This is a genomic window from Alcaligenes faecalis (assembly GCF_041521385.1).
Taxonomy (GTDB): Bacteria; Pseudomonadota; Gammaproteobacteria; order Burkholderiales; family Burkholderiaceae_B; genus Alcaligenes; species Alcaligenes faecalis_E.
In genome coordinates, this window is the sequence record NZ_CP168006.1 from 3594442 (window position 1) to 3612767 (window position 18326).

The 18326-nt window shown below is 56.5% G+C and carries 17 protein-coding genes; 8 read left to right on the forward strand and 9 right to left on the reverse strand.

Going from position 1 to position 18326, the window contains the following annotated elements:
- The 3 genes from ACDI13_RS15535 to ACDI13_RS15545 form a co-directional block, all read right to left on the reverse strand.
- Positions 1-807 (reverse strand): ABC transporter permease subunit, encoded by an 807-nt coding sequence (locus ACDI13_RS15535; protein ID WP_316989575.1) that lies wholly within the window; start codon positions 805-807, stop codon positions 1-3.
- Positions 808-835: 28 nt separating this feature from the next.
- On the reverse strand, positions 836-1801 hold the full coding sequence (locus ACDI13_RS15540) for an ABC transporter substrate-binding protein (RefSeq protein WP_316989587.1): 966 nt from the start codon (positions 1799-1801) through the stop codon (positions 836-838).
- A 153-nt stretch (positions 1802-1954) separates the two neighbouring features.
- A complete protein-coding gene (locus tag ACDI13_RS15545; RefSeq protein ID WP_316989576.1) occupies positions 1955-3004 on the reverse strand; it encodes a LacI family DNA-binding transcriptional regulator in 1050 nt (349 codons plus the stop codon).
- A 464-nt stretch (positions 3005-3468) separates the two neighbouring features.
- On the opposite strand from ACDI13_RS15545, the gene ACDI13_RS15550 reads away from it, so the two are divergent.
- The 7 genes from ACDI13_RS15550 (at position 3469) to ACDI13_RS15580 (ending at position 11992) form a co-directional block, all read left to right on the forward strand.
- Positions 3469-3774, forward strand: a complete 306-nt coding sequence (locus ACDI13_RS15550) for a hypothetical protein (protein ID WP_316989577.1) — start codon at positions 3469-3471, stop codon at positions 3772-3774.
- Positions 3775-3850: 76 nt separating this feature from the next.
- Positions 3851-3946, forward strand: coding sequence for a K(+)-transporting ATPase subunit F (gene kdpF, locus ACDI13_RS15555; protein ID WP_316989578.1), 96 nt, complete (start codon positions 3851-3853; stop codon positions 3944-3946).
- A gap of 137 nt (positions 3947-4083) precedes the next feature.
- Complete coding sequence (kdpA, locus tag ACDI13_RS15560) at positions 4084-5787, forward strand: potassium-transporting ATPase subunit KdpA (protein ID WP_316989579.1); 1704 nt, start codon at positions 4084-4086, stop codon at positions 5785-5787.
- A gap of 12 nt (positions 5788-5799) precedes the next feature.
- On the forward strand, positions 5800-6474 hold the full coding sequence (kdpC, locus tag ACDI13_RS15565) for a K(+)-transporting ATPase subunit C (protein WP_316989580.1): 675 nt from the start codon (positions 5800-5802) through the stop codon (positions 6472-6474).
- 14 nt (positions 6475-6488) lie between these two features.
- Positions 6489-8573 (forward strand): potassium-transporting ATPase subunit KdpB, encoded by a 2085-nt coding sequence (gene kdpB / locus ACDI13_RS15570; protein WP_316989581.1) that lies wholly within the window; start codon positions 6489-6491, stop codon positions 8571-8573.
- Positions 8574-8618: 45 nt separating this feature from the next.
- Complete coding sequence (locus ACDI13_RS15575; protein WP_316989582.1) at positions 8619-11288, forward strand: sensor histidine kinase KdpD; 2670 nt, start codon at positions 8619-8621, stop codon at positions 11286-11288.
- Positions 11285-11992 carry a response regulator gene (locus tag ACDI13_RS15580; protein ID WP_316989583.1) on the forward strand — a complete coding sequence of 236 codons (708 nt, stop codon included), beginning with the start codon at positions 11285-11287 and terminating at the stop codon, positions 11990-11992. Before ACDI13_RS15575 ends, ACDI13_RS15580 begins: the two co-directional genes overlap by 4 nt.
- Before the next feature lie 275 nt (positions 11993-12267).
- On the opposite strand, the gene argF is transcribed toward ACDI13_RS15580, so the two are convergent.
- Positions 12268-13209, reverse strand: a complete 942-nt coding sequence (gene argF, locus ACDI13_RS15585; RefSeq protein ID WP_316989584.1) for an ornithine carbamoyltransferase — start codon at positions 13207-13209, stop codon at positions 12268-12270.
- A 252-nt stretch (positions 13210-13461) separates the two neighbouring features.
- On the opposite strand from argF, the gene ACDI13_RS15590 reads away from it, so the two are divergent.
- Positions 13462-13776: a DUF3579 domain-containing protein gene (locus ACDI13_RS15590; RefSeq protein WP_121738685.1), complete on the forward strand. Its 315-nt coding sequence runs from the start codon at positions 13462-13464 to the stop codon at positions 13774-13776.
- 55 nt (positions 13777-13831) lie between these two features.
- Here the strand turns inward: ACDI13_RS15590 and ACDI13_RS15595 are convergent, their stop codons facing one another.
- The 5 genes from ACDI13_RS15595 to adk form a co-directional block, all read right to left on the reverse strand.
- Positions 13832-14773, reverse strand: a complete 942-nt coding sequence (locus ACDI13_RS15595) for a 2-hydroxyacid dehydrogenase (protein ID WP_316989585.1) — start codon at positions 14771-14773, stop codon at positions 13832-13834.
- A 157-nt stretch (positions 14774-14930) separates the two neighbouring features.
- Positions 14931-15194, reverse strand: coding sequence for a 30S ribosomal protein S20 (gene rpsT, locus ACDI13_RS15600; RefSeq protein WP_316989528.1), 264 nt, complete (start codon positions 15192-15194; stop codon positions 14931-14933).
- A 56-nt stretch (positions 15195-15250) separates the two neighbouring features.
- Positions 15251-16804, reverse strand: coding sequence for a murein biosynthesis integral membrane protein MurJ (gene murJ / locus ACDI13_RS15605; protein ID WP_316989527.1), 1554 nt, complete (start codon positions 16802-16804; stop codon positions 15251-15253).
- A gap of 18 nt (positions 16805-16822) precedes the next feature.
- Positions 16823-17587 carry a 3-hydroxyacyl-CoA dehydrogenase gene (locus ACDI13_RS15610; RefSeq protein ID WP_316989526.1) on the reverse strand — a complete coding sequence of 255 codons (765 nt, stop codon included), beginning with the start codon at positions 17585-17587 and terminating at the stop codon, positions 16823-16825.
- A 62-nt stretch (positions 17588-17649) separates the two neighbouring features.
- Entirely contained in the window at positions 17650-18306 is a 657-nt protein-coding gene (adk, locus tag ACDI13_RS15615) for an adenylate kinase (RefSeq protein ID WP_316989525.1), read from the reverse strand.
- Positions 18307-18326 lie beyond the last annotated feature (20 nt).

Genomic DNA, 18326 nt, shown 5'->3' on the forward strand with positions numbered 1-18326 from the left:
TCATGCAGTGATGGATGTGTCGCGTACAAGACGCCGGGCCATCCACAAGGTAAGCCATGTCAGCAGCCCCAATGAAATGGACAGACTGGCGGCCAGGGTGAAATTCGCATAATTGGTAAATTCGTTATAGATGGTGATGGGCAGGACTTCGTAGCGGCTGGACAAGGTGAAGGCCGTGCCAAAAGCGCCCATGGAGGTGGCAAAAACAATGGCACCGCAAGACAGGGACGTGGGGGCCAGTTCCGGGATCCAGACATCTCTGGCAATGTTCCAGCGTGTTGCTCCACAGGAGCGCGCGGCTTCCTCCAGATTGCGGTCTATGGACTCGGCTGCCGCGGTATAGGTCGCAATGGCGCGCGGCAGGGAAAAGTACAGATAGGCCAAAAATAGACCTAACAAGCCATAGGCAAAGGTCACGCGCCCCAATCCCAGACTCTGTGTGATTTGGGCTAGCAACCCCTGCCGGCCACCTAACAAGATAATGAAAAAACCGACGATCACGCCTGGAAAGGACAGGGGTAAAGTCATCAAGGAAAGCAGCAGGCGCTTGGCCGGTATGCGATAGCGAGCCATCACGATACCGACGGTGGCGCCCAGTACCAGGGTCGCCAGCGTCACGATGGCAGACAGGAGCAGCGTTTGCAGCAGGGCCTGCAAGTACCGGCCTGATGTCAGGACGACCCAATAAGTGTGCACACCTTCTTGTGCGGGTAGGGCCAGAAGCTGTGCTGCAGGCAAGAGCCAGAAGGCGGCAAAGAAAGCGACAGCGGGGGCCGAGCACAGGGGTAACAGGTATTTGCGTTGCATACGCTAACTCCACATCTCAGAGGGCCGCTTAGCGGACCTCAGCCAGGTAACGCTCGGCAAAGGGTTTCTGGCCTTGCGCCATGCGGTCATAGTCAATGGCCTTGGCACGGGCGTATTCGCTGTCAGGCAAAAAGCGCGACTGTGCCTGTTCGCTGATGGCGCTGCTGCGAACCGGACGCAGGAAGGCATTGGCCCAGATGGATTGGCCTTGTTCAGACAGCACAAAATCCAGCACTTTGCGTCCCTCTTCGGTGTGCGGTGCCTTGTTGACCAGCGACATGACGTAAGGAACCACAATCGTGCCTTCTTGCGGAATCACGAAGGCTACATCCTCGCCGTCCTTGTACTGAGCGCGGTAGGCGCTGAAGTCATAGTCCAGCAAGATAGGGATCTCGCCTGAAATCAGGCGCGCATAGGCGGTTTGCTTAGGGACAATGGGATTGTTTTGCTGCAGGGTTTTGAACCAGTTGATGGCCGGGTCAAAGTTATCCATGGTGCCGCCCAGGGCTTCATTGATGGCCACGGCACCCACATACCCCACGAAAGCCGACGAGGGGTCCAGATATCCAACCAAGCCTTTGTATTCCGGTTTGAGCAAATCGTTCCAGGAGGTAGGCACGGGTATATCGCCCAAGGCCGATTTGTTGACCATGATGCCCATGGTGCCGGAGTGAATGGCAAACCAATGGCCCTGCGGATCTTTTAAGCCTTCCGGAATCTGCTCCCAGCCTTTGGGCTTGTAGGCCTGCGTCACGCCTTCTTTCTGGGCCTGAATAGCAAAGGTAATGCCCAGATAGGTCACATCGGCCACGGGGTTGGCCGATTCGGCAACCAGTTGAGCCAGCGACTGGCCCGAGTTCTTGTTGTCAGGAGGAACGGTAATGCCGGTGTGCTGTTTGATGGCTTCGATCTGGCTGGCCCAGTCAGCCCATTCAGGTGGGCAGTTGTAGCAAATGGCCGTCTGTGCGGCGGCCGCATTGCCCAATGTCAGCATGGCCAATGGCAATGCGACGCGGCAGGCCAAGGTGCTCAAAATATGTTTCATGGTTGGTCACTCCAGTCAGTAAGTGGGGCTAAATAAAGCCGGCATGGCTAGTAAGCAAGGGGTGTTGAGGGAAAATTTTGTTGGGCGGAAGGCACAGCATCATCAAGGTGCCCGCAGTGGAAACGGAGAGGGGGCGCAGGATTCGCCTTGATCAAAGGTGTAGGGCAGGAATATGGACTCCTGCGCGGGGACAGGCTGCTGTTGAGCAATCGCATTCAGGAGCAAAGCAATACACTGGCGACCCATTTCCTCATTGGGCTGCACAATGGTGGCGGGGCGGGGGAACAAGTCTGCTCCTAAACCAATGCCGTCAAAGCCGATGATGCTGATGTCCTGGGGTACGCGTAAACCGATCTGCTGGGCGGTTCGCAGACAGCGAATTGCAATCAAGTCATTGGAGCCAATGACGGCGGTAGGCCGGTCCGTCTGGCGCAAAAGCCGGGCGACGCTGGCAAGATGCACGCCGTCAGCAGGCTGTGTTTGCTCCTGACCCATAAAAGGTACTTCCAGCAGTGGCAAGGGGACCAAGCCGGCACTTTCCATTCCTTTGAGGTAACCGCAGCTGCGTTGTTGAGCCCGGTCCGAGACATGTAAATGTCCGCTCACCATGGCAATACGGCGATGCCCTTGGGTGGCAAGGTGATCAATCAGTTCAATCATGGCTTGTTCGCCATTGACGCTTACGCACGGGTGTTCGGGATGCTGGTTATAGGCCAGCACATAGGGGCAGGGTGTGGTGCTCAAGCGTTCCAATGCCGGGGAGGTGGCCGGATTCGAGACCACGAGCACAATGCCTTCTACATTGCTGGCCAACAGCAGAGCTACGGCCTGAGATTCCCGCTCAACGTCGTATTCCGTAAAAAAGGGCAAGATGGCGTAGCCGGCACGGGTGGCGGTATCGGCAATTCCTTTCAGGCACTCGGCAAAGACGGGGTTCAGCAACGTAGGCAAGACTACGCCAATCACTCGGCTGCGTTGGCTACGCAGGCTGCGGGCCGAGGCATTGGGTTGATAGCCCAGGGCCTGGATGGCGGCTTGCACACGCTGCAAGGTCTTGTCGCCCACCTTTTCAGGCTCATTGATAACGCGCGATACCGTGGCAACCGATACCTGCGCGGCTTTGGCAACATCCAGGATTCCAACATTGGCCATGACATTCAGCCGTCAAAATGAAAACGATTACATTTGAACAAAGGCATATGTCAGGCAAATGACGGTTCAGTTTTTTTTGTCAGCTTGGCTGAAGGTAGCCCATCGGGTTTTGCGGCAGGCAGCGATGCTGTCCAACAAAATTGATGCCACTTATACGAGCCGGATTTGAAACAGATCCTGGTCTTGATGCGGCGGATTCTACAGTGGGTTCTCCTGAGCAACAGGCCTGCGCGGTCAGGCTTTCACGTCATGAAACCCATTCTTGTTTTGTAGCACGAGGCTACACAAGGGCCAGGTGTTTTACTGGATTATCTGGAGAAAAACGGCCTTTGCTATCAACGATTGATGTCACCGCTGGAGGGCGGGGCGCCGGCATCCGCACGTGATTACAGTGGGGTTGTCGTGCTGGGCTGTTCAACTGGCATTACGACACTTTTCAAATTCCTTCGGGGGCCAGCCGGACGTTGTCCGGCCCTCATTGCCTGAATAAAGGCTTTTGCCTGGGCCCGCATTGGGCTTTTCAAGGCCACCTGGAAGTAACCGCCGATAGCATCCGACAGTGGTGCAATTACGGTCGCCACGAGCTGGAGCAGGTGTACGGTCCGGCGGCCCAGGATGCGGAGCATATCTTGTCGGGCCTGGATCAGCATCTAAGCACCTTGCACCTTATTGCCAGACAGACCTATCAACGCTGGACAGACCAGTTGCTGGAACGAGCTGGTGCCGTCCGAGCCCAAATCCATATGCCGTCTTTATACGCGGGCCAGTAAACACTGCTCTGAATTTATGCCGCCACTCCTAGACTTTCTCTGTCTGCTGCAAGTCAGCATTGATCGGGAGTTCGGGATGAGTGCGTCTTTTTTTACGGTTCTGGCAGGAGGGGTTTCTCTGGGGCTGTTTATCTATTTGTTCTATGCCTTGCTCAAGGCCGAAAAATTCTAGGTTCAGGCCAGCAAGTGTTCATTGTTTGGAGCAGGTGTGCACATGAGTGATTTTCTATTTTTAGCGTTGCTATTCGCATTCTTTGTGATGGCGATCGGATTTGTTGTTGGTCTTGAGAAACTGTAAGAGGGGCTGTCATGCTGGAAGATCTGATGCAGTTTCTACTTATTCTGGCCGTCTCTACGGTCTTGCTAGTGGTGGTGGGCAAATGGATTGCCCATTTTTTCAGCAGCCCGAAACACAGTTTGGTGGAGCGCGGTACGTATCGGCTGTTAGGGGTCAATCCTGAGGAGAAAATGGCCTGGAAGCAATATGGTCTGGCACTTTTATTGAGTAATGCGGCCATGTTGCTTCTGGGATATGTTCTTTTGCGGATACAGGCTTGGATTCCAGGTGATGGCCTGCAGCGTGCCGCACAAACGCCAGACCTGGCTTTTAATACGGCGGTGTCTTTTACGACCAATACCAATTGGCAGGCCTATTCAGGCGAATCCAGCCTGTCCAACTTTTCTCAAATGGCGGCCATCACCTTTCTGATGATGATCAGTGCCACCACGGGGTTGGCAGCGGCAGGTGGTTTCATCCGTGGTTTAAGCCGTAAAAGCGCGGCGGATATTGGCAATTACTGGGTGGATTTCACCCGTTCCTTGTACCGTTTGCTTCTGCCGTGCAGTTTTGTGCTGGCCTTGTTTTATATCTGGCAAGGCATGCCGCAAACACTGAGTTCTGATGTCGTGGTCAACACGCTGGAAGGACTCAAGCAGCAGATTGCTCTGGGACCTGTGGCCAGTCTTGAAAGCATCAAGCATGTGGGAACGAATGGGGGCGGCTTTTTCGGCATGAATGCAGCCCATCCATTTGAAAATCCTACGCCGCTGACCAATACCGTGCACATGCTCAGCATGTTGCTGGTGCCCTCGGCCCTGACCTATGCCTTTGGCTCCATGTTGGCTCGTCGTCGCCAGGGATGGGCCTTTTTTGGGGCCTTTCTGGTGATGTTCATCGGTTTTCTGTCACTGATTTACAGCGCCGAGCAGGCCGGTAATCCTTTGCTGACCCCCTTGGGGGTGGATCAGACCCCAAGCAGCACCATGGGCGGTGGCAATCTGGAGGGTAAAGAACTGCGTTTCGGTGTTGCCCAAAGCAGTATGTTCGCCACGGTGACCACCGCAGCGACTACGGGTTCGGTCGACGCCATGCATGCTTCGTTGACCCCTTTGGGTGGCTTGGTGCCGATTGCCCAAATGATGCTGAACAATGTCTTTGGTGGGATAGGCGTGGGCTTTATCAGCCTGGTCAGCTACGCCATTTTGACGGTGTTTTTGGTGGGCATGATGATAGGGCGCAGTCCGGAGTTTTTGGGCAAGAAGATCGAGGCGCGGGAGATGAAGTACGTGATGCTCGCCATGCTGGCGCACGCCTTCAGCATTCTGGGCTTTACGGCCTTGGCCAGCGTACTGCCGTCCACCATGGATAGCCTCTCGAACATGGGGCCGCATGGTTTCAGCGAAGTGTTGTACGCCTACACCTCGGGTACGGCCAATAACGGTTCGGCCTTTGCCGGTTTCAATGCGAATACGCCTTTCTTCAACACCACGATCGGGCTGGCCATGCTGGTTGGGCGGTATCTGACTTTATTGCCGTTGCTGGCTCTGGCCGGTGTGCTGGCGGCCAAACAAGCCGTTCCTGCGGGTCCAGGAACCTTGTCGACGGCCACCCCTTTGTTTACCGGCCTGTTGATTTTCGTGGTCCTGGTGGTGGGCGGCCTGACTTTTCTGCCTGCTCTGGCGCTGGGCCCGATTGTGGAGCACCTGTTGATGCTCGATGGCATTACTTTTTGAGGATTGACTGTCATGTCTACCCATCAATTTATGGTTTCAAGTCCAGTGGCACCGACGGTGAAAAGCCTGTTGCGTCCCGTGTTGCTGTCGGCTGTGTTCTTTATGCTTCTGACCGGTATTGCCTATCCCTTGGCAACGACCGTCATCGGGACGGCTTTGTTCCCGGAACAGGCAAAGGGCAGCTTGATTGAGCGTGATGGCCAAGTCGTGGGTTCACGCCAGATTGGCCAGTATTTCAGCCAGCTCGAGTATTTTCATGGGCGTCCCAGTGTGACCCTGGGTGTGGACCCTTCAGATCCATCCGATAGTATCTCGCAGCCCTATAACGCCGCCGCTAGCGGGGGCAGCAATCAAGGGGCATTAAGCAAGAATTTGCTCAATGCTGTGGCAGAACGCAGCAAGGCATATCGCCTGATGAATGGTTTGGCAGAGGATGCCCCCGTGCCTGTGGATGCCGTGACAGCGTCGGCATCGGGTCTGGACCCTCATATTTCGGTGGCCAATGCCCGTTTGCAGGCAGTGCGTATTGCCAAGGTGCGCGGCATATCGCTGGAACAGGTGCTGGTCTTGGTTGATCGTTATACCCATGCTCGTCAACTGGGTGTACTGGGTGAACCACGTGTGCAGGTCCTGGAGCTAAATCTTGCGCTGGATATGGCCAAGAGTAACCAGCCCGTTGTGCGTTAGGAGCAGGTGTCAATATGTCTATTACTGATCTGAAAGCCCCGCAAGAGTCCGAGCGTTCGACGGCATTTCAGGCCGTGCCCTGGGGCACGGTGTGCAAGGAAGCCTTCAAGAAATTGTCGCCTCGGGTGCAGTTCAAGAACCCGGTGATGTGTGTGGTGTATCTGGGCAGTATCGTCACTAGCTTGCTGGGCGTGCAGGCCTTGATGGGGCAGGGTGAGGCCCCCGCTGGATTTATCTGGTCTATTGCAGCCTGGCTGTGGTTTACGGTTCTGTTTGCCAATGCGGCCGAAGCGGTGGCAGAAGGCCGGGGTAAAGCGCAGGCTGATGCGCTGCGTTCTACGCGCAAGCGGGTCATGGCCAAGGTTCTGAAAGACCCCGCCCGTGATAGCCGTGCCTGGCCTGTCCCCAGCGACGAACTGCTGCCCGGTGCCTATGTGCTGGTGGAAGCGGGCCAGATTATTCCGGCTGACGGCGAAGTGCTGCAGGGGGCAGCGTCGGTAGACGAGTCCGCCATTACGGGTGAATCGGCGCCGGTTATCCGGGAATCGGGGGGCGACTTTTGCTCGGTGACGGGTGGGACGCGAGTCCTGTCGGACTGGATCGTGATGCGGGTTACCGCTAAACCGGGTGAGGCTTTTCTGGATCGCATGATTGCGATGGTGGAGGGCGCCAAGCGCGGCAAGACGCCGAACGAGATTGCCTTGAATATCTTGCTGGTCGCCCTGACACTGATCTTCTTGCTGGTATGCGTTACCTTACTGCCTTTCTCCAGCTTTGCGACGGCGCTGACCGGACAGGGCTCGCCCGTCACGATGACTGCTTTGATTGCCCTATTGGTTTGCTTGATTCCGACTACCATCGGTGCCTTGCTGTCGGCGGTAGGTGTCGCCGGGATGAGCCGCATGATGAAAGCCAATGTGCTGGCCAGCTCGGGCCGCGCTATCGAGGCGGCAGGAGACGTGGATGTTTTGCTGCTGGACAAGACAGGCACCATTACGCTGGGTAATCGGGAGGCCTCGGCCTTTTTGCCCGCGCCGCAGGTATCGGAACAAGTCTTGGCCGATGCAGCCCAATTAGCCTCGCTGGCGGACGAGACCCCCGAAGGACGCTCCATTGTGGTGCTGGCCAAGCAGCTTTTCAATTTGCGTGGTCGTCAATTGCAGGGCGCGCAGACTATTGCCTTTAGCGCCCATACCCGCATGAGCGGCATTGATATTGAGGGTCGCCAGATCCGTAAAGGAGCGGCCAATACCATGCGCGCGCATATTGAATCTCAGGGCGGTGTGTTTCCCCGCGAATTGGACACCTTGGTCAATGAGGTGGCTCGGCGCGGCAGCACACCGCTGGTCGTTACCGAGGGCAATAAGGCGCTGGGTGTGGTGGAGCTCAAGGATATCGTCAAAGGCGGTATCAAGGAGCGCTTTGCCGAGTTGCGCGCCATGGGTATCAAGACCGTGATGATTACCGGGGATAACAAGCTGACCGCCGCTGCAATCGCTGCTGAGGCCGGGGTGGATGACTATCTGGCCGAAGCCACGCCCGAGGACAAGCTGCAATTGATTCGGCGCTATCAAGATGAAGGTCGCCTGGTGGCCATGACTGGCGACGGCACGAATGATGCGCCTGCTCTGGCGCAGGCCGATGTGGCTGTTGCGATGAACAGCGGCACCCAGGCGGCCAAAGAGGCCGGCAATATGGTGGATCTGGACAGCAACCCCACCAAGCTCTTGCGGGTGGTGGAAGTGGGCAAGCAGATGATCATGACGCGTGGTGCTCTGACCACCTTCAGTATTGCCAATGATCTGGCCAAGTACTTTGCGGTTATTCCTGCGGCTTTTGTGGTCACGTATCCTGCTTTGGGTGCCTTGAATGTGATGCAGCTGCATAGTCCGGCTAGCGCCATCCTGTCGGCAGTCATTTTCAACGCCTTGATCATCATCGCCTTGATTCCTTTGGCCTTGCAGGGTGTGAAGTATCGGCCCGAACCGGCCAGCCGTTTGCTGAAACGCAACTTGCTGATTTACGGCTTGGGCGGACTGATTGCGCCTTTTATCGGTATCAAACTCATTGACTTGCTGCTGACGCCGTTTTTCGGATAAGAGCGTAAGATCAATAGCAATTTTCTGGATGGAGTGTGCAGATTCATGTCACTTGAGGATAGGCCGGACCCAGATACGCTGTTGCAGGTGATTGGCGAGGATCCGCACCAGCCTCGTCGCGGGCAGCTCAAGATTTTCTTCGGCGCTTGTGCGGGCGTAGGGAAAACCTACGCCATGCTCAAGGAGGCGCATCAACGCCAGTCCGAAGGGATGTCCGTGGCCATTGGGATTGTGGAAACCCACGGTCGTCAGGAAACCCAGGCCCTGGTTGACGGTTTGCCCGTACTGGCGCGCAAGGCGTATCAGCGGCAGGGGCGGGTGGTGACGGAATTTGACCTGGATGCGGCCTTGGCGTCGGGCTATCAGTTGCTGCTGGTGGACGAGCTGGCGCACTCCAATCTCGAGGGTAGCCGTCATGCCAAACGCTGGCAGGATGTGGAGGAATTGCTGGATGCGGGTATTGATGTGTATACCGCGCTCAATGTGCAGCATCTGGACAGCCTGAATGAGGTGGTGGGTGGCATTGTCGGGGTACGGGTTAGAGAGACGGTGCCAGACCGGATTTTTGATCGTGCGGCGGATGTCCTGCTGGTGGATCTGCCTCCAGACGATTTGTTGTCTCGCCTGAGCGCGGGCAAGGTGTATCTGGCCGACTCGGTGGCCCACGCACGCCAGAATTTTTTTCGTCGCGGCAATCTGATTGCTTTGCGTGAGCTGGCCTTGCGTCGCGTGGCGGATCGGGTCAATGCCGATGTGCATGTCTACCGAATCTCCCATGCCATACGAACTGTCTGGCCCACGCGCGAGCTGTTAATGGTTTGCGTCAGCGCCGAGAGTGCCCAGGAGGCTCTGATTCGGGAGGGGGCGCGCTTGGCGCAGCAATGGCAGACCCCCTGGATTGTGCTGCATGTGGATACGCCGCAGGAAAGTGGGCAGATCAAGGCGCAGGAAGCATTGGTGCGTTTGGCTGCCAGTGCCCAGCATGCGGGAGCCGAGTTTGCCAATATTGCCGGGCAGGATGTGGCGCAGACGATTCTGGCCTATGCCCGTCAGCGCAATGTCACCAAGCTGATTCTGGGGAACTCTTCAGCGCGCTCTGTCTGGCCCTGGCGCACCAGCCTGTTCGAGCGCCTGGCCCGCAGCAATCCTGAAATTGGTTTGCTGCTCCTGCGTATGGATACGGTTCAGCGACCTATCCGGCCTTTGGAGCTGGAACAGCCCATGGTGCAGGGTAAGGCCTTGTTCATTGCCTCACTTATTTGCGTTGTGACCACCTTGTTGGCCGAGCAGCTTTTATCCTTTTTTGATCTTTCCAACGTCATCATGCTGTTCCTGATCACGGTGGTCTTTATCGCTTTGCGGTTGGGACGGCTGGCGGGGGCTTGGGCATCTTTGCTGTCAGTGGCTTTTTTTGATTTTTTCTTTGTTGAGCCGCGCTACTCTTTCTCTGTCACCGACACTCAATACGTGTTTACCTTTGGCGTCATGCTGGTTGTGACGCTGATTATTGGCCAGTTGGCTGCCAAGCTGCAGGCCGAGGCCCGGGCTGCGCGTGATGGGGAGCGTCGTGCAGCGGCGTTAACGCGTGTCAGTCGGGATTTGGCGGGGGCTTTGGCCCTGGAGCAGGTTCTGGCGGTCTGCCGCGATACGTTGGAGCCTTTGTTTGAGATGCAGGTGGTGCTGGTGGTACCGGATCAACAGAACCAACTGGTGGCAACCCGCCACACCGGCTTTGTGGAGTTGTCAGTAGCGCAATGGGTGTTTGATCACATGGAAGCAGCCGGTAATGGTACGGAGACCCTGAACGGCGCCAGTGCCTTGTACCTGCCCTTGAAAGGCCCGATGGCCCCACGGGGTGTCTTGGTGGTGCAGTCCGGGGCTGCGGCCTCGTTAAGCACGCCTGACGGACGGCGTTTGCTGGATGCCTGTTGTTTTATCTTGGCTCAGGCCCTGGAGCGGATTCATTACGTGGAAATTGCCCAGGATACCGTGCTGCGCATGGAGGGGGAGAAAATGCGTAATGCCCTGTTGTCCGCGGTCTCGCACGATTTGCGTACCCCCTTGACTGTGATTCGGGGTTTGGCTGAAACATTGGAGCAGCCCAAGGGCTTAAGCGAGGCGGAGCGCACGGATATTGCCCATTCCATCCGTATTGAGTCTGACGAACTGCGTCGCCAGGTATCTAACTTGCTGGATTTGGCGCGTATGCAGAATGAAGGGGTCAAGCTGCATAAGGAGTGGCATGCTTTGGGCGAGATTGTAGGGATTGCTGTTGCCCGCTGTGCAACCGCCTTGCAGCCCCGCAAAATTGTGACCGAGTTCGCTGCAGACCTGCCCTTGGTCGAGGTGGACGGTGTGATGTTGGAGCGGGTGGTGACGAACTTGCTGGATAATGCCGCCAAATATACCCCCACTACCAGCACGATCTCGCTACGTGGCCTATGTTCTGGCCAATCCATGTATTTACTGATGAGTGATGATGGCCCTGGCCTGCCGCCTGGTGATCCCGAGCGTTTGTTTGAGACGTTTACGCGGGGCTACAAGGAGTCTTCGGTGGCAGGGGTAGGGTTAGGTTTGGGGTTATGCCGAACAATTATCGCCGCGCATGGTGGTACGATCAGCGCCAAGCCGCGTCAGCCTCATGGGGTGATCTTCGAAATCCGTCTGCCTTGGAAAGCGGCTCCCCATATGGATGATGACGAACGACTGATATGAACAAAACCCAGATCTTGATTGTGGAGGACGAATCCAATATTCGTCGTTTTGTACGGATTGCCTTGGAGCAGGAGGGGATGTCCGTCATTGAGGCCAGTACGCTGGCGCAGGCGCGCATGGATGCGGCAACCCGTCGCCCCGATCTGATGATTGTGGATCTGGGTCTGCCCGATGGCGACGGCAAGGACTTGATTCACGATCTGCGAAGTTGGGTCTACTCGCCCATTCTGGTCTTGTCCGCGCGTGATCGGGAAGAGGAAAAAGTGGCGGCTTTGAATGCGGGCGCGGATGATTATCTGGTCAAACCTTTTGGGGTGCCGGAGTTACTGGCCAGAATTCGGGCCTTGTTGCGGCGTTCTCAATTAGTCCCGATTGCACAGGCAGCCTCGTCGCAGGTTCGCTTCGGGAGTGTCCATGTCGATCTGGCGTCCCATGAGGTCTCCCGTGATGGCGAGGCGGTGCATTTAACGCCAATCGAGTTTCGCTTGTTGACGGCTTTGATTCGGGGCCATGGCAAGGTGTTGACGCACCAGCATCTGTTGCATGAAACATGGGGAGCGGCTTATTCGGATCGGCCCCATTATTTGCGGGTGTATATGATGCAGTTGCGCCAAAAACTGGAAGAGGATGCGGCACAGCCCAAGCATCTGCTGACGGAGTTGCAGGTTGGTTACCGATTGGCGGGGTTGGAGGTCGACGAATAGGGATGGGTGCGCTGTGCTGAGCATCGGTGGCGAAGTGCAGCACAGGGACAGAGTCTGGCTGTAGTAACTTGCAGTTGGTATCGTCGCGGCACTGAGCAGAGCCGTCGTGTCGCGTCGTTTACATGAAGCAGGTTAGATTTCGCCCTATTGAAATCATCTTTAAGCGATTACTTCAATGATGGCCTGGATACATGTATGCGCCGTTGTTGCGCAAAAAAGGGGATGCTGAGCATCCCCTTTTGTCAGCAATGAGCTGTCTGCTCTGGCCGCCGCGTTTAGGCTTCCAAACGACCCAGAATCAGGAATTCCATCAATGCTTTTTGTACGTGTAAGCGGTTTTCAGCTTCGTCCCAGACCACGCTTTGTGGGCCGTCGATGACTTCGCCGGTGACTTCTTCACCACGGTGAGCGGGTAAACAATGCATGAAGATGGCGTCAGGAGCAGCCACATCCATCATTTCCTGATCCACACACCAATCGGCAAAGGCTTTGCGACGCTCTTCGTTTTCGGCCTCGTAGCCCATGCTGGTCCACACGTCGGTGGTGACCAGATGTGCGCCCTTGCAGGCTTCCAGCGGGTCGTCAAACTCACGCAGGACACTGGCGTCCGGGTTGCCTGTGCGATCCGACTCCAGGTGGTAGCCGTTAGGGGCGGATACATGCAGGGTGAAGCCCAGGATTTCCGCCGCTTGCAGCCAGGTGTAGGCCATATTGTTGGCGTCCCCAATCCAGGCTACGGTCTTGCCCTTGATATCGCCACGATGTTCGATAAAGGTGAAGATGTCGGCCAGAATCTGGCAAGGGTGGAATTCGTTGGTCAGGCCATTGATGACCGGCACGCGCGAATGGGAGGCAAAGCGTTCCAGACGGGTTTGCTCGAAGGTGCGAATCATGACGATATCGACCATGCGCGAAACCACGCGGGCGGTATCTTCAATGGGTTCGGAGCGGCCTAGCTGCGAGTCGGTAGTGGTCAGGTGAATAACCGAACCGCCTAGCTGATACATACCGGCTTCAAAGGAAACACGGGTGCGGGTGCTGGCTTTTTCAAAAACCATCGCCAGGGTGCGGTCGTGCAATGTGTGGTGCGGCTGATAGCGTTTGAACTTGTCTTTGATCAGGCGTGCGCGTTCCAGCACATATAAAATTTCGTCGTGGGAAAAGTCGCGAAATTGCAGAAAGTGCCGAAGCGGTCCTGCTTGCACGATGGCATCCATAAAAAAATCCTGCGGATAAAGAAAGCCATCTTAACCTGTCCAGCTATTTAGAGCAAAGCCGGCCTGCGTAAGACAAGGGGAATTGGCTTGGTTTTAGGATAAAAAGAAGGGGCAAGGTAATGATTGGCAATAAATTGTCAAGTGGCTAATTTATTGAATCCCGGGCTTTGCCTGGCCGCGATCGGATACAATGCGGAGCGAGAAAGGAAAAGGTGCAGCCTACCTGAACTGCACGATGAGTGATCAATTGTTATGACAGAGCCAGTGAAGCAACTTGTAATCCATGGTGTGACCCGGCAGGATCAGCGATTTCGTCCCAGTGATTGGGCAGAACGTTTGGCCGGGGTAATGTCTCAGTTCCGTCCGGCTGGGGCGATGGGAGGGCATCTGACGTATTCGCCCTATGTGGTGCCGCGATTGATTGACGGCGTGCGCTGTGTGGTGGTGGATGCACGCTTGCGGGAGCTGGAACCTTTGGCCTGGAAATTCGTCTGTGGCTTTGCGGAAGATAATAATTTAAAAACCAGCGGCATTGATCCCAGCAATATGGGCCCTGTCGACTCCTGATGGAGACAGCGCATTCATCAAATCGCCATCGGTAAAACGGTAGGCGATTTGTTTTTTATACGGCAAGTCGTGTTAGTACTTTGCCGGTTTTTTGATACTGCAATATATTGTCCAGCGCAAGCGAGAGCATGGCTTCGCGTGTCTCGTGTGTCGCGCTGGCCGTGTGTGGCGCCAGTACAACCTGGTTCAGGTCGCGCAAGGCTTGGGGAACCAGGGGTTCGTTTTCGAATACATCCAGCCCAGCGGCGCCCAGCCGTCCTTCTTGCAGGGCGGCAATCAGTGCGCTTTCATCCACCACACTGCCCCGGGCGATATTGACCAAAATCCCTTTGGGCCCCAAAGCGTTCAGCACGTCAACGTTGATCAACCCACGTGTCTCGTCGCCACCAACGGCTGCGACCACCATGATGTCAGCCCAGTGGGCCAGTTCGATCAGGGAAGGTTCGTAGTGCCAGGGAACGTCGTGACGCGGACGGCGATTGTGATAGCGTAGTGCCATATCAAATCCACTGGCTCGGCGGGCAATGGTCTGGCCAATGCGGCCCAGGCCCACAATCCCCAGTTTTTTGCCGCTGACCCGAGTACCCAGTCCAAAACCATTGGGGCTGTCCCACAGGCCGGCACGTACGTAACGGTCGGATTCTGTCACCCGGCGGGCGGCATCCAGCATTAAGGCCCAGGCCATATCGGCCACGCAATCGTTCAAGACATCAGGGGTGGTACTGATCTGGATGCCACGTTGTTGGGCGGCTTGCACGTCGATGGCGTCGTAGCCTACCCCGACGCTGCAAATTGCTTTCAAAGCGGGCAGGCGGTTTATCAGGGCGGCGGGCGTGGGGGTGACGGCGCTGGTCAGCAGTACCTGTACGCGTTCGATCTGTTCGGCGCAGAGCTGGTTCAGGTCCGGGAGGGTAATGCGCTCGAAATGACGATCGATTTCGTCAAAAGAAGGGTGCTGGGCCAAAGATGCCAGTTGCAGCACGATAGGACGTGTCATGGGGACTCGCTGATGAACAAGCAAATCCATAACTTAGCATGATTGGCCTGCATGTTCAGGCAATGGTTTTGTGGCTAATAAAAAAGGGGTGCTAAGCACCCCCTTTCTAACTGGTTTTTAGGCCAGAGCCGATTAAACCATTAAAAATCTTCAGCAATCAGGCCAGGGCCTTGATCGCAGCAGACAGGCGGCTCTTGTGGCGGGCAGCCTTGTTTTTGTGAATGATGTTCTTGTCGGCAACGCGATCAATGATGCTGGTCGCTTTGCGGAAAACTTCGTTAGCAGCGGTTTTGTCGCCGGCGTCAATGGCCTGACGAACGCGCTTGATAGCGGTACGCAGCATGGAACGGATGCTGGCGTTGTGTTTGTTGCGAGCCACTGCTTGGCGGGCGCGCTTGCGTGCTTGTGCGGAATTAGCCATTTTTAGTAAAGCCTAAGTTTTAAAGTTTAATCGGCAAAGACAATTATTCTAGGACACTAAGCCCGCTTTGTAAAGTAAGAGGGGCGAATGCCTACGATAAACAACATGCCGAAATAAGAAATGCCGCTGGCAAGCAACACGCCACCTAAATACAGCACACGCAGCAGGGGTGTGGCTCCCAGGCTGATCCAGTCGATATAGCGGTCAGCCAGCACAAGGACGGCGGCAAGGGCGGCCAGCGCAGGAATCATCTTCAGGAAAAAGCGTAACCAGTCATGATTGGGCTGATAAATCCCGCGTTTGCGCAGCATGACCAGCAAGGTCAGTGCATTGACAGTCGCGCCCAGGCCAATCGACAAGGCCAGTCCGGCATGGGCAAAGGTGGGCACCAGCAGCAGATTGAAGAGTTGGGTAATGATCAGTACGGCAATGGCAATGCGTACCGGGGTGCGAATATCCTGGCGGGCGTAAAAACCGGGGGCCAGAATCTTGATGGCCAGCAGACCGACCAAACCAACCGAATACGCGCCCACCGCCAGCTTGGTCTGGGCCACGTCAGCAGCGGCAAACGCACCGTAGTGGAACAGGGTGGCGACCAGACCATCGGACAGCATGGCCATGCCCAGCGCGGCTGGCAGGCCCAGCAGCAGAACCAGGCGCAGGCCCCAGTCCAGCAAGCTGCTGTAATTCTGGTCATCTTTATTGGCGTGGGCAGCCGACAGTTTGGGCAGCAAGACCGTGCCTAGCGCCACCCCGAGCAGGGCGGTGGGAAATTCCATCAGGCGATCGGCAAAGGACAGCCAGGTCACGCTGCCTGACTGCAGCCAGGTGGCAATATTGGTATTGATCAGCAGGGAAATCTGCGCCACGGATACCCCCAAAATGGCGGGCAGCATCTGTTTAAGAATGCGTTGCACGATGGGGTCGCGGCGCGCTTGACCCAGTCGTAGCGAGAATCGTGGCAACAGGCCCAGACGAGCCAGTGCGCTCCATTGCACCAGCAATTGGGCCAGACCCCCTATCATGACCCCAACGGCCAGCGCATAAATCGGCGTGTCCATGTACTGCACCAGAAACAGGCTGGCGCCAATCATGGACAGATTCAGCAGGATAGGGGTGAAGGCCGGCACCGCAAAGCGGCTCCAGGTATTGAGTACGGCAGACGCAAACGCCACCAGCGACATGCAGATGATGTAGGGGAACATCATCCGCGTCATGGTGATGGCGGCACCAAATTCGGTTTGTCGTTCAGGGGCGGTCAAACCGCTGGCCATGGCGCTGACCACCCAAGGGGCGGCCAGGATACCGACGGCCGTGACCAGCATGACGGCAAAGGTCAGCAACAGGGCAACGCGGTCCAGCAATTGCTGCACCTTGTCGTGTTCGTGCTCTTTACGCGCCTGGCCCAGGATGGGCACAAAGGCTTGCGAAAACGCCCCTTCTGCAAACAGACGTCGCAGCAGATTGGGAATGCGAAATGCGACCCAGAAAGCGTCGGTAAGCGGGCCCGCCCCAAAGGCGCGGGCAATCAGGATGTCGCGTGCCAGTCCGGTGATGCGAGACAGGAGCGTCAGGCCACTAATCGTGGCCGCCGAGCGAAACAAACCCATTGGAGCCGATACAGAAAGTTATTTTGGTGCCATACGGATGGCGCCATCCAGACGGATGGTTTCGCCATTGAGCATTTCATTATTGATGATGCTTTGCACCAGTTGGGAGAAATCTTCAGGGCGACCCAGGCGCGAGGGGAACGGAATGCTGGCCGCCAGGGAGTCCTGAACTTCCTGAGGCATGGCAAACATCATCGGGGTGCCAAAGATGCCGGGAGCAATGGTCATGACGCGAATGCCGGTTTGTGCCAGGTCACGTGCCAGCGGCAGGGTCAAGCCGACCACACCAGCCTTGGAGGCACCGTAAGCCGCTTGGCCAATCTGGCCGTCATAGGCGGCTACCGAAGCCGTATTGATCAGCACGCCACGCTCGCCCGATGCTTCAGGCGTGTTGTTGCTCATGGCGGCGGCGGCCAGACGACACATATTGAAGGTGCCGACCAGGTTGATCATGACGGTTTTCTGGAACAGGTCCAGCGTGTGGGGCCCATTCCGACCTACGGTACGTGAGGCAGGTGCCACGCCGGCACAGTTGATCAGTCCGAACAGGGGGCGGCTGCTGTCCTGGCAAGCCAGATCCACGACGGCCTGGGCATCTTGCTCGGAAGTGACATCACAGCGTTGATAATGCTGACCCAGCTCCTGGGCCAACGCTTGACCGGCCTCGTCCTGAATGTCGGCAATGATCACGCGGGCGCCGTTTTGAACCAGCATACGCACGGTGCCTGCGCCCAGACCCGATGCGCCGCCCGTGACAATAAAAGTCTTGTTATTGATTTGCATGAGCTTGTCTCCCTTGAATAATAAACAACCGGCCCTTTGGGGCCGGTTGAGTCTTGACTGGTTTAGCTTGCCAAGGCGTCCACAATGCGCTGGCGGATCTCATCGACGCTGCCAACGCCGGAAATCTTGCGGTAAGTCGGCGCTTGCGGGTCGCCGGTGGCTGACCATTGCGAGTAGTAATCGACCAGAGGGCGGGTCTGCTCGCGATAGACAGACAAGCGGTGGCGTACGGTTTCTTCGCGGTCATCGTCGCGTTGGAGCAAGGGTTCGCCAGTCACATCGTCCACACCGGGTGTTTTGGGTGGATTGAAGGTGACGTGGTAGCTACGTCCGCTGGCTGCGTGGATACGGCGGCCACTCATGCGCTCAATGATGCTTTCTTCCGGCACGTCGATTTCAATCACGAAGTCCAGTTTGACCTGAGCATCCTTCAAGGCGTCAGCCTGGGGAATGGTGCGCGGGAAGCCGTCGAACAGGTAGCCGGGCTCACAGTCTGCTTCTTTCAGACGATCACGTACCAGGCCGATGATGATGTCATCGGAGACCAGGCCACCGGCGTCCATGATTTTTTTGGCTTCTACGCCCAACGGGGACTGGGCTTTGACAGCGGCACGCAACATATCGCCCGTGGAAATTTGTGGAATACCAAATTTCTCGGTGATGAAAGCAGCCTGAGTGCCTTTGCCGGCACCAGGGGGCCCGAGCAGTATAAGTCGCATGAATTCCTCCAGGAAATGCG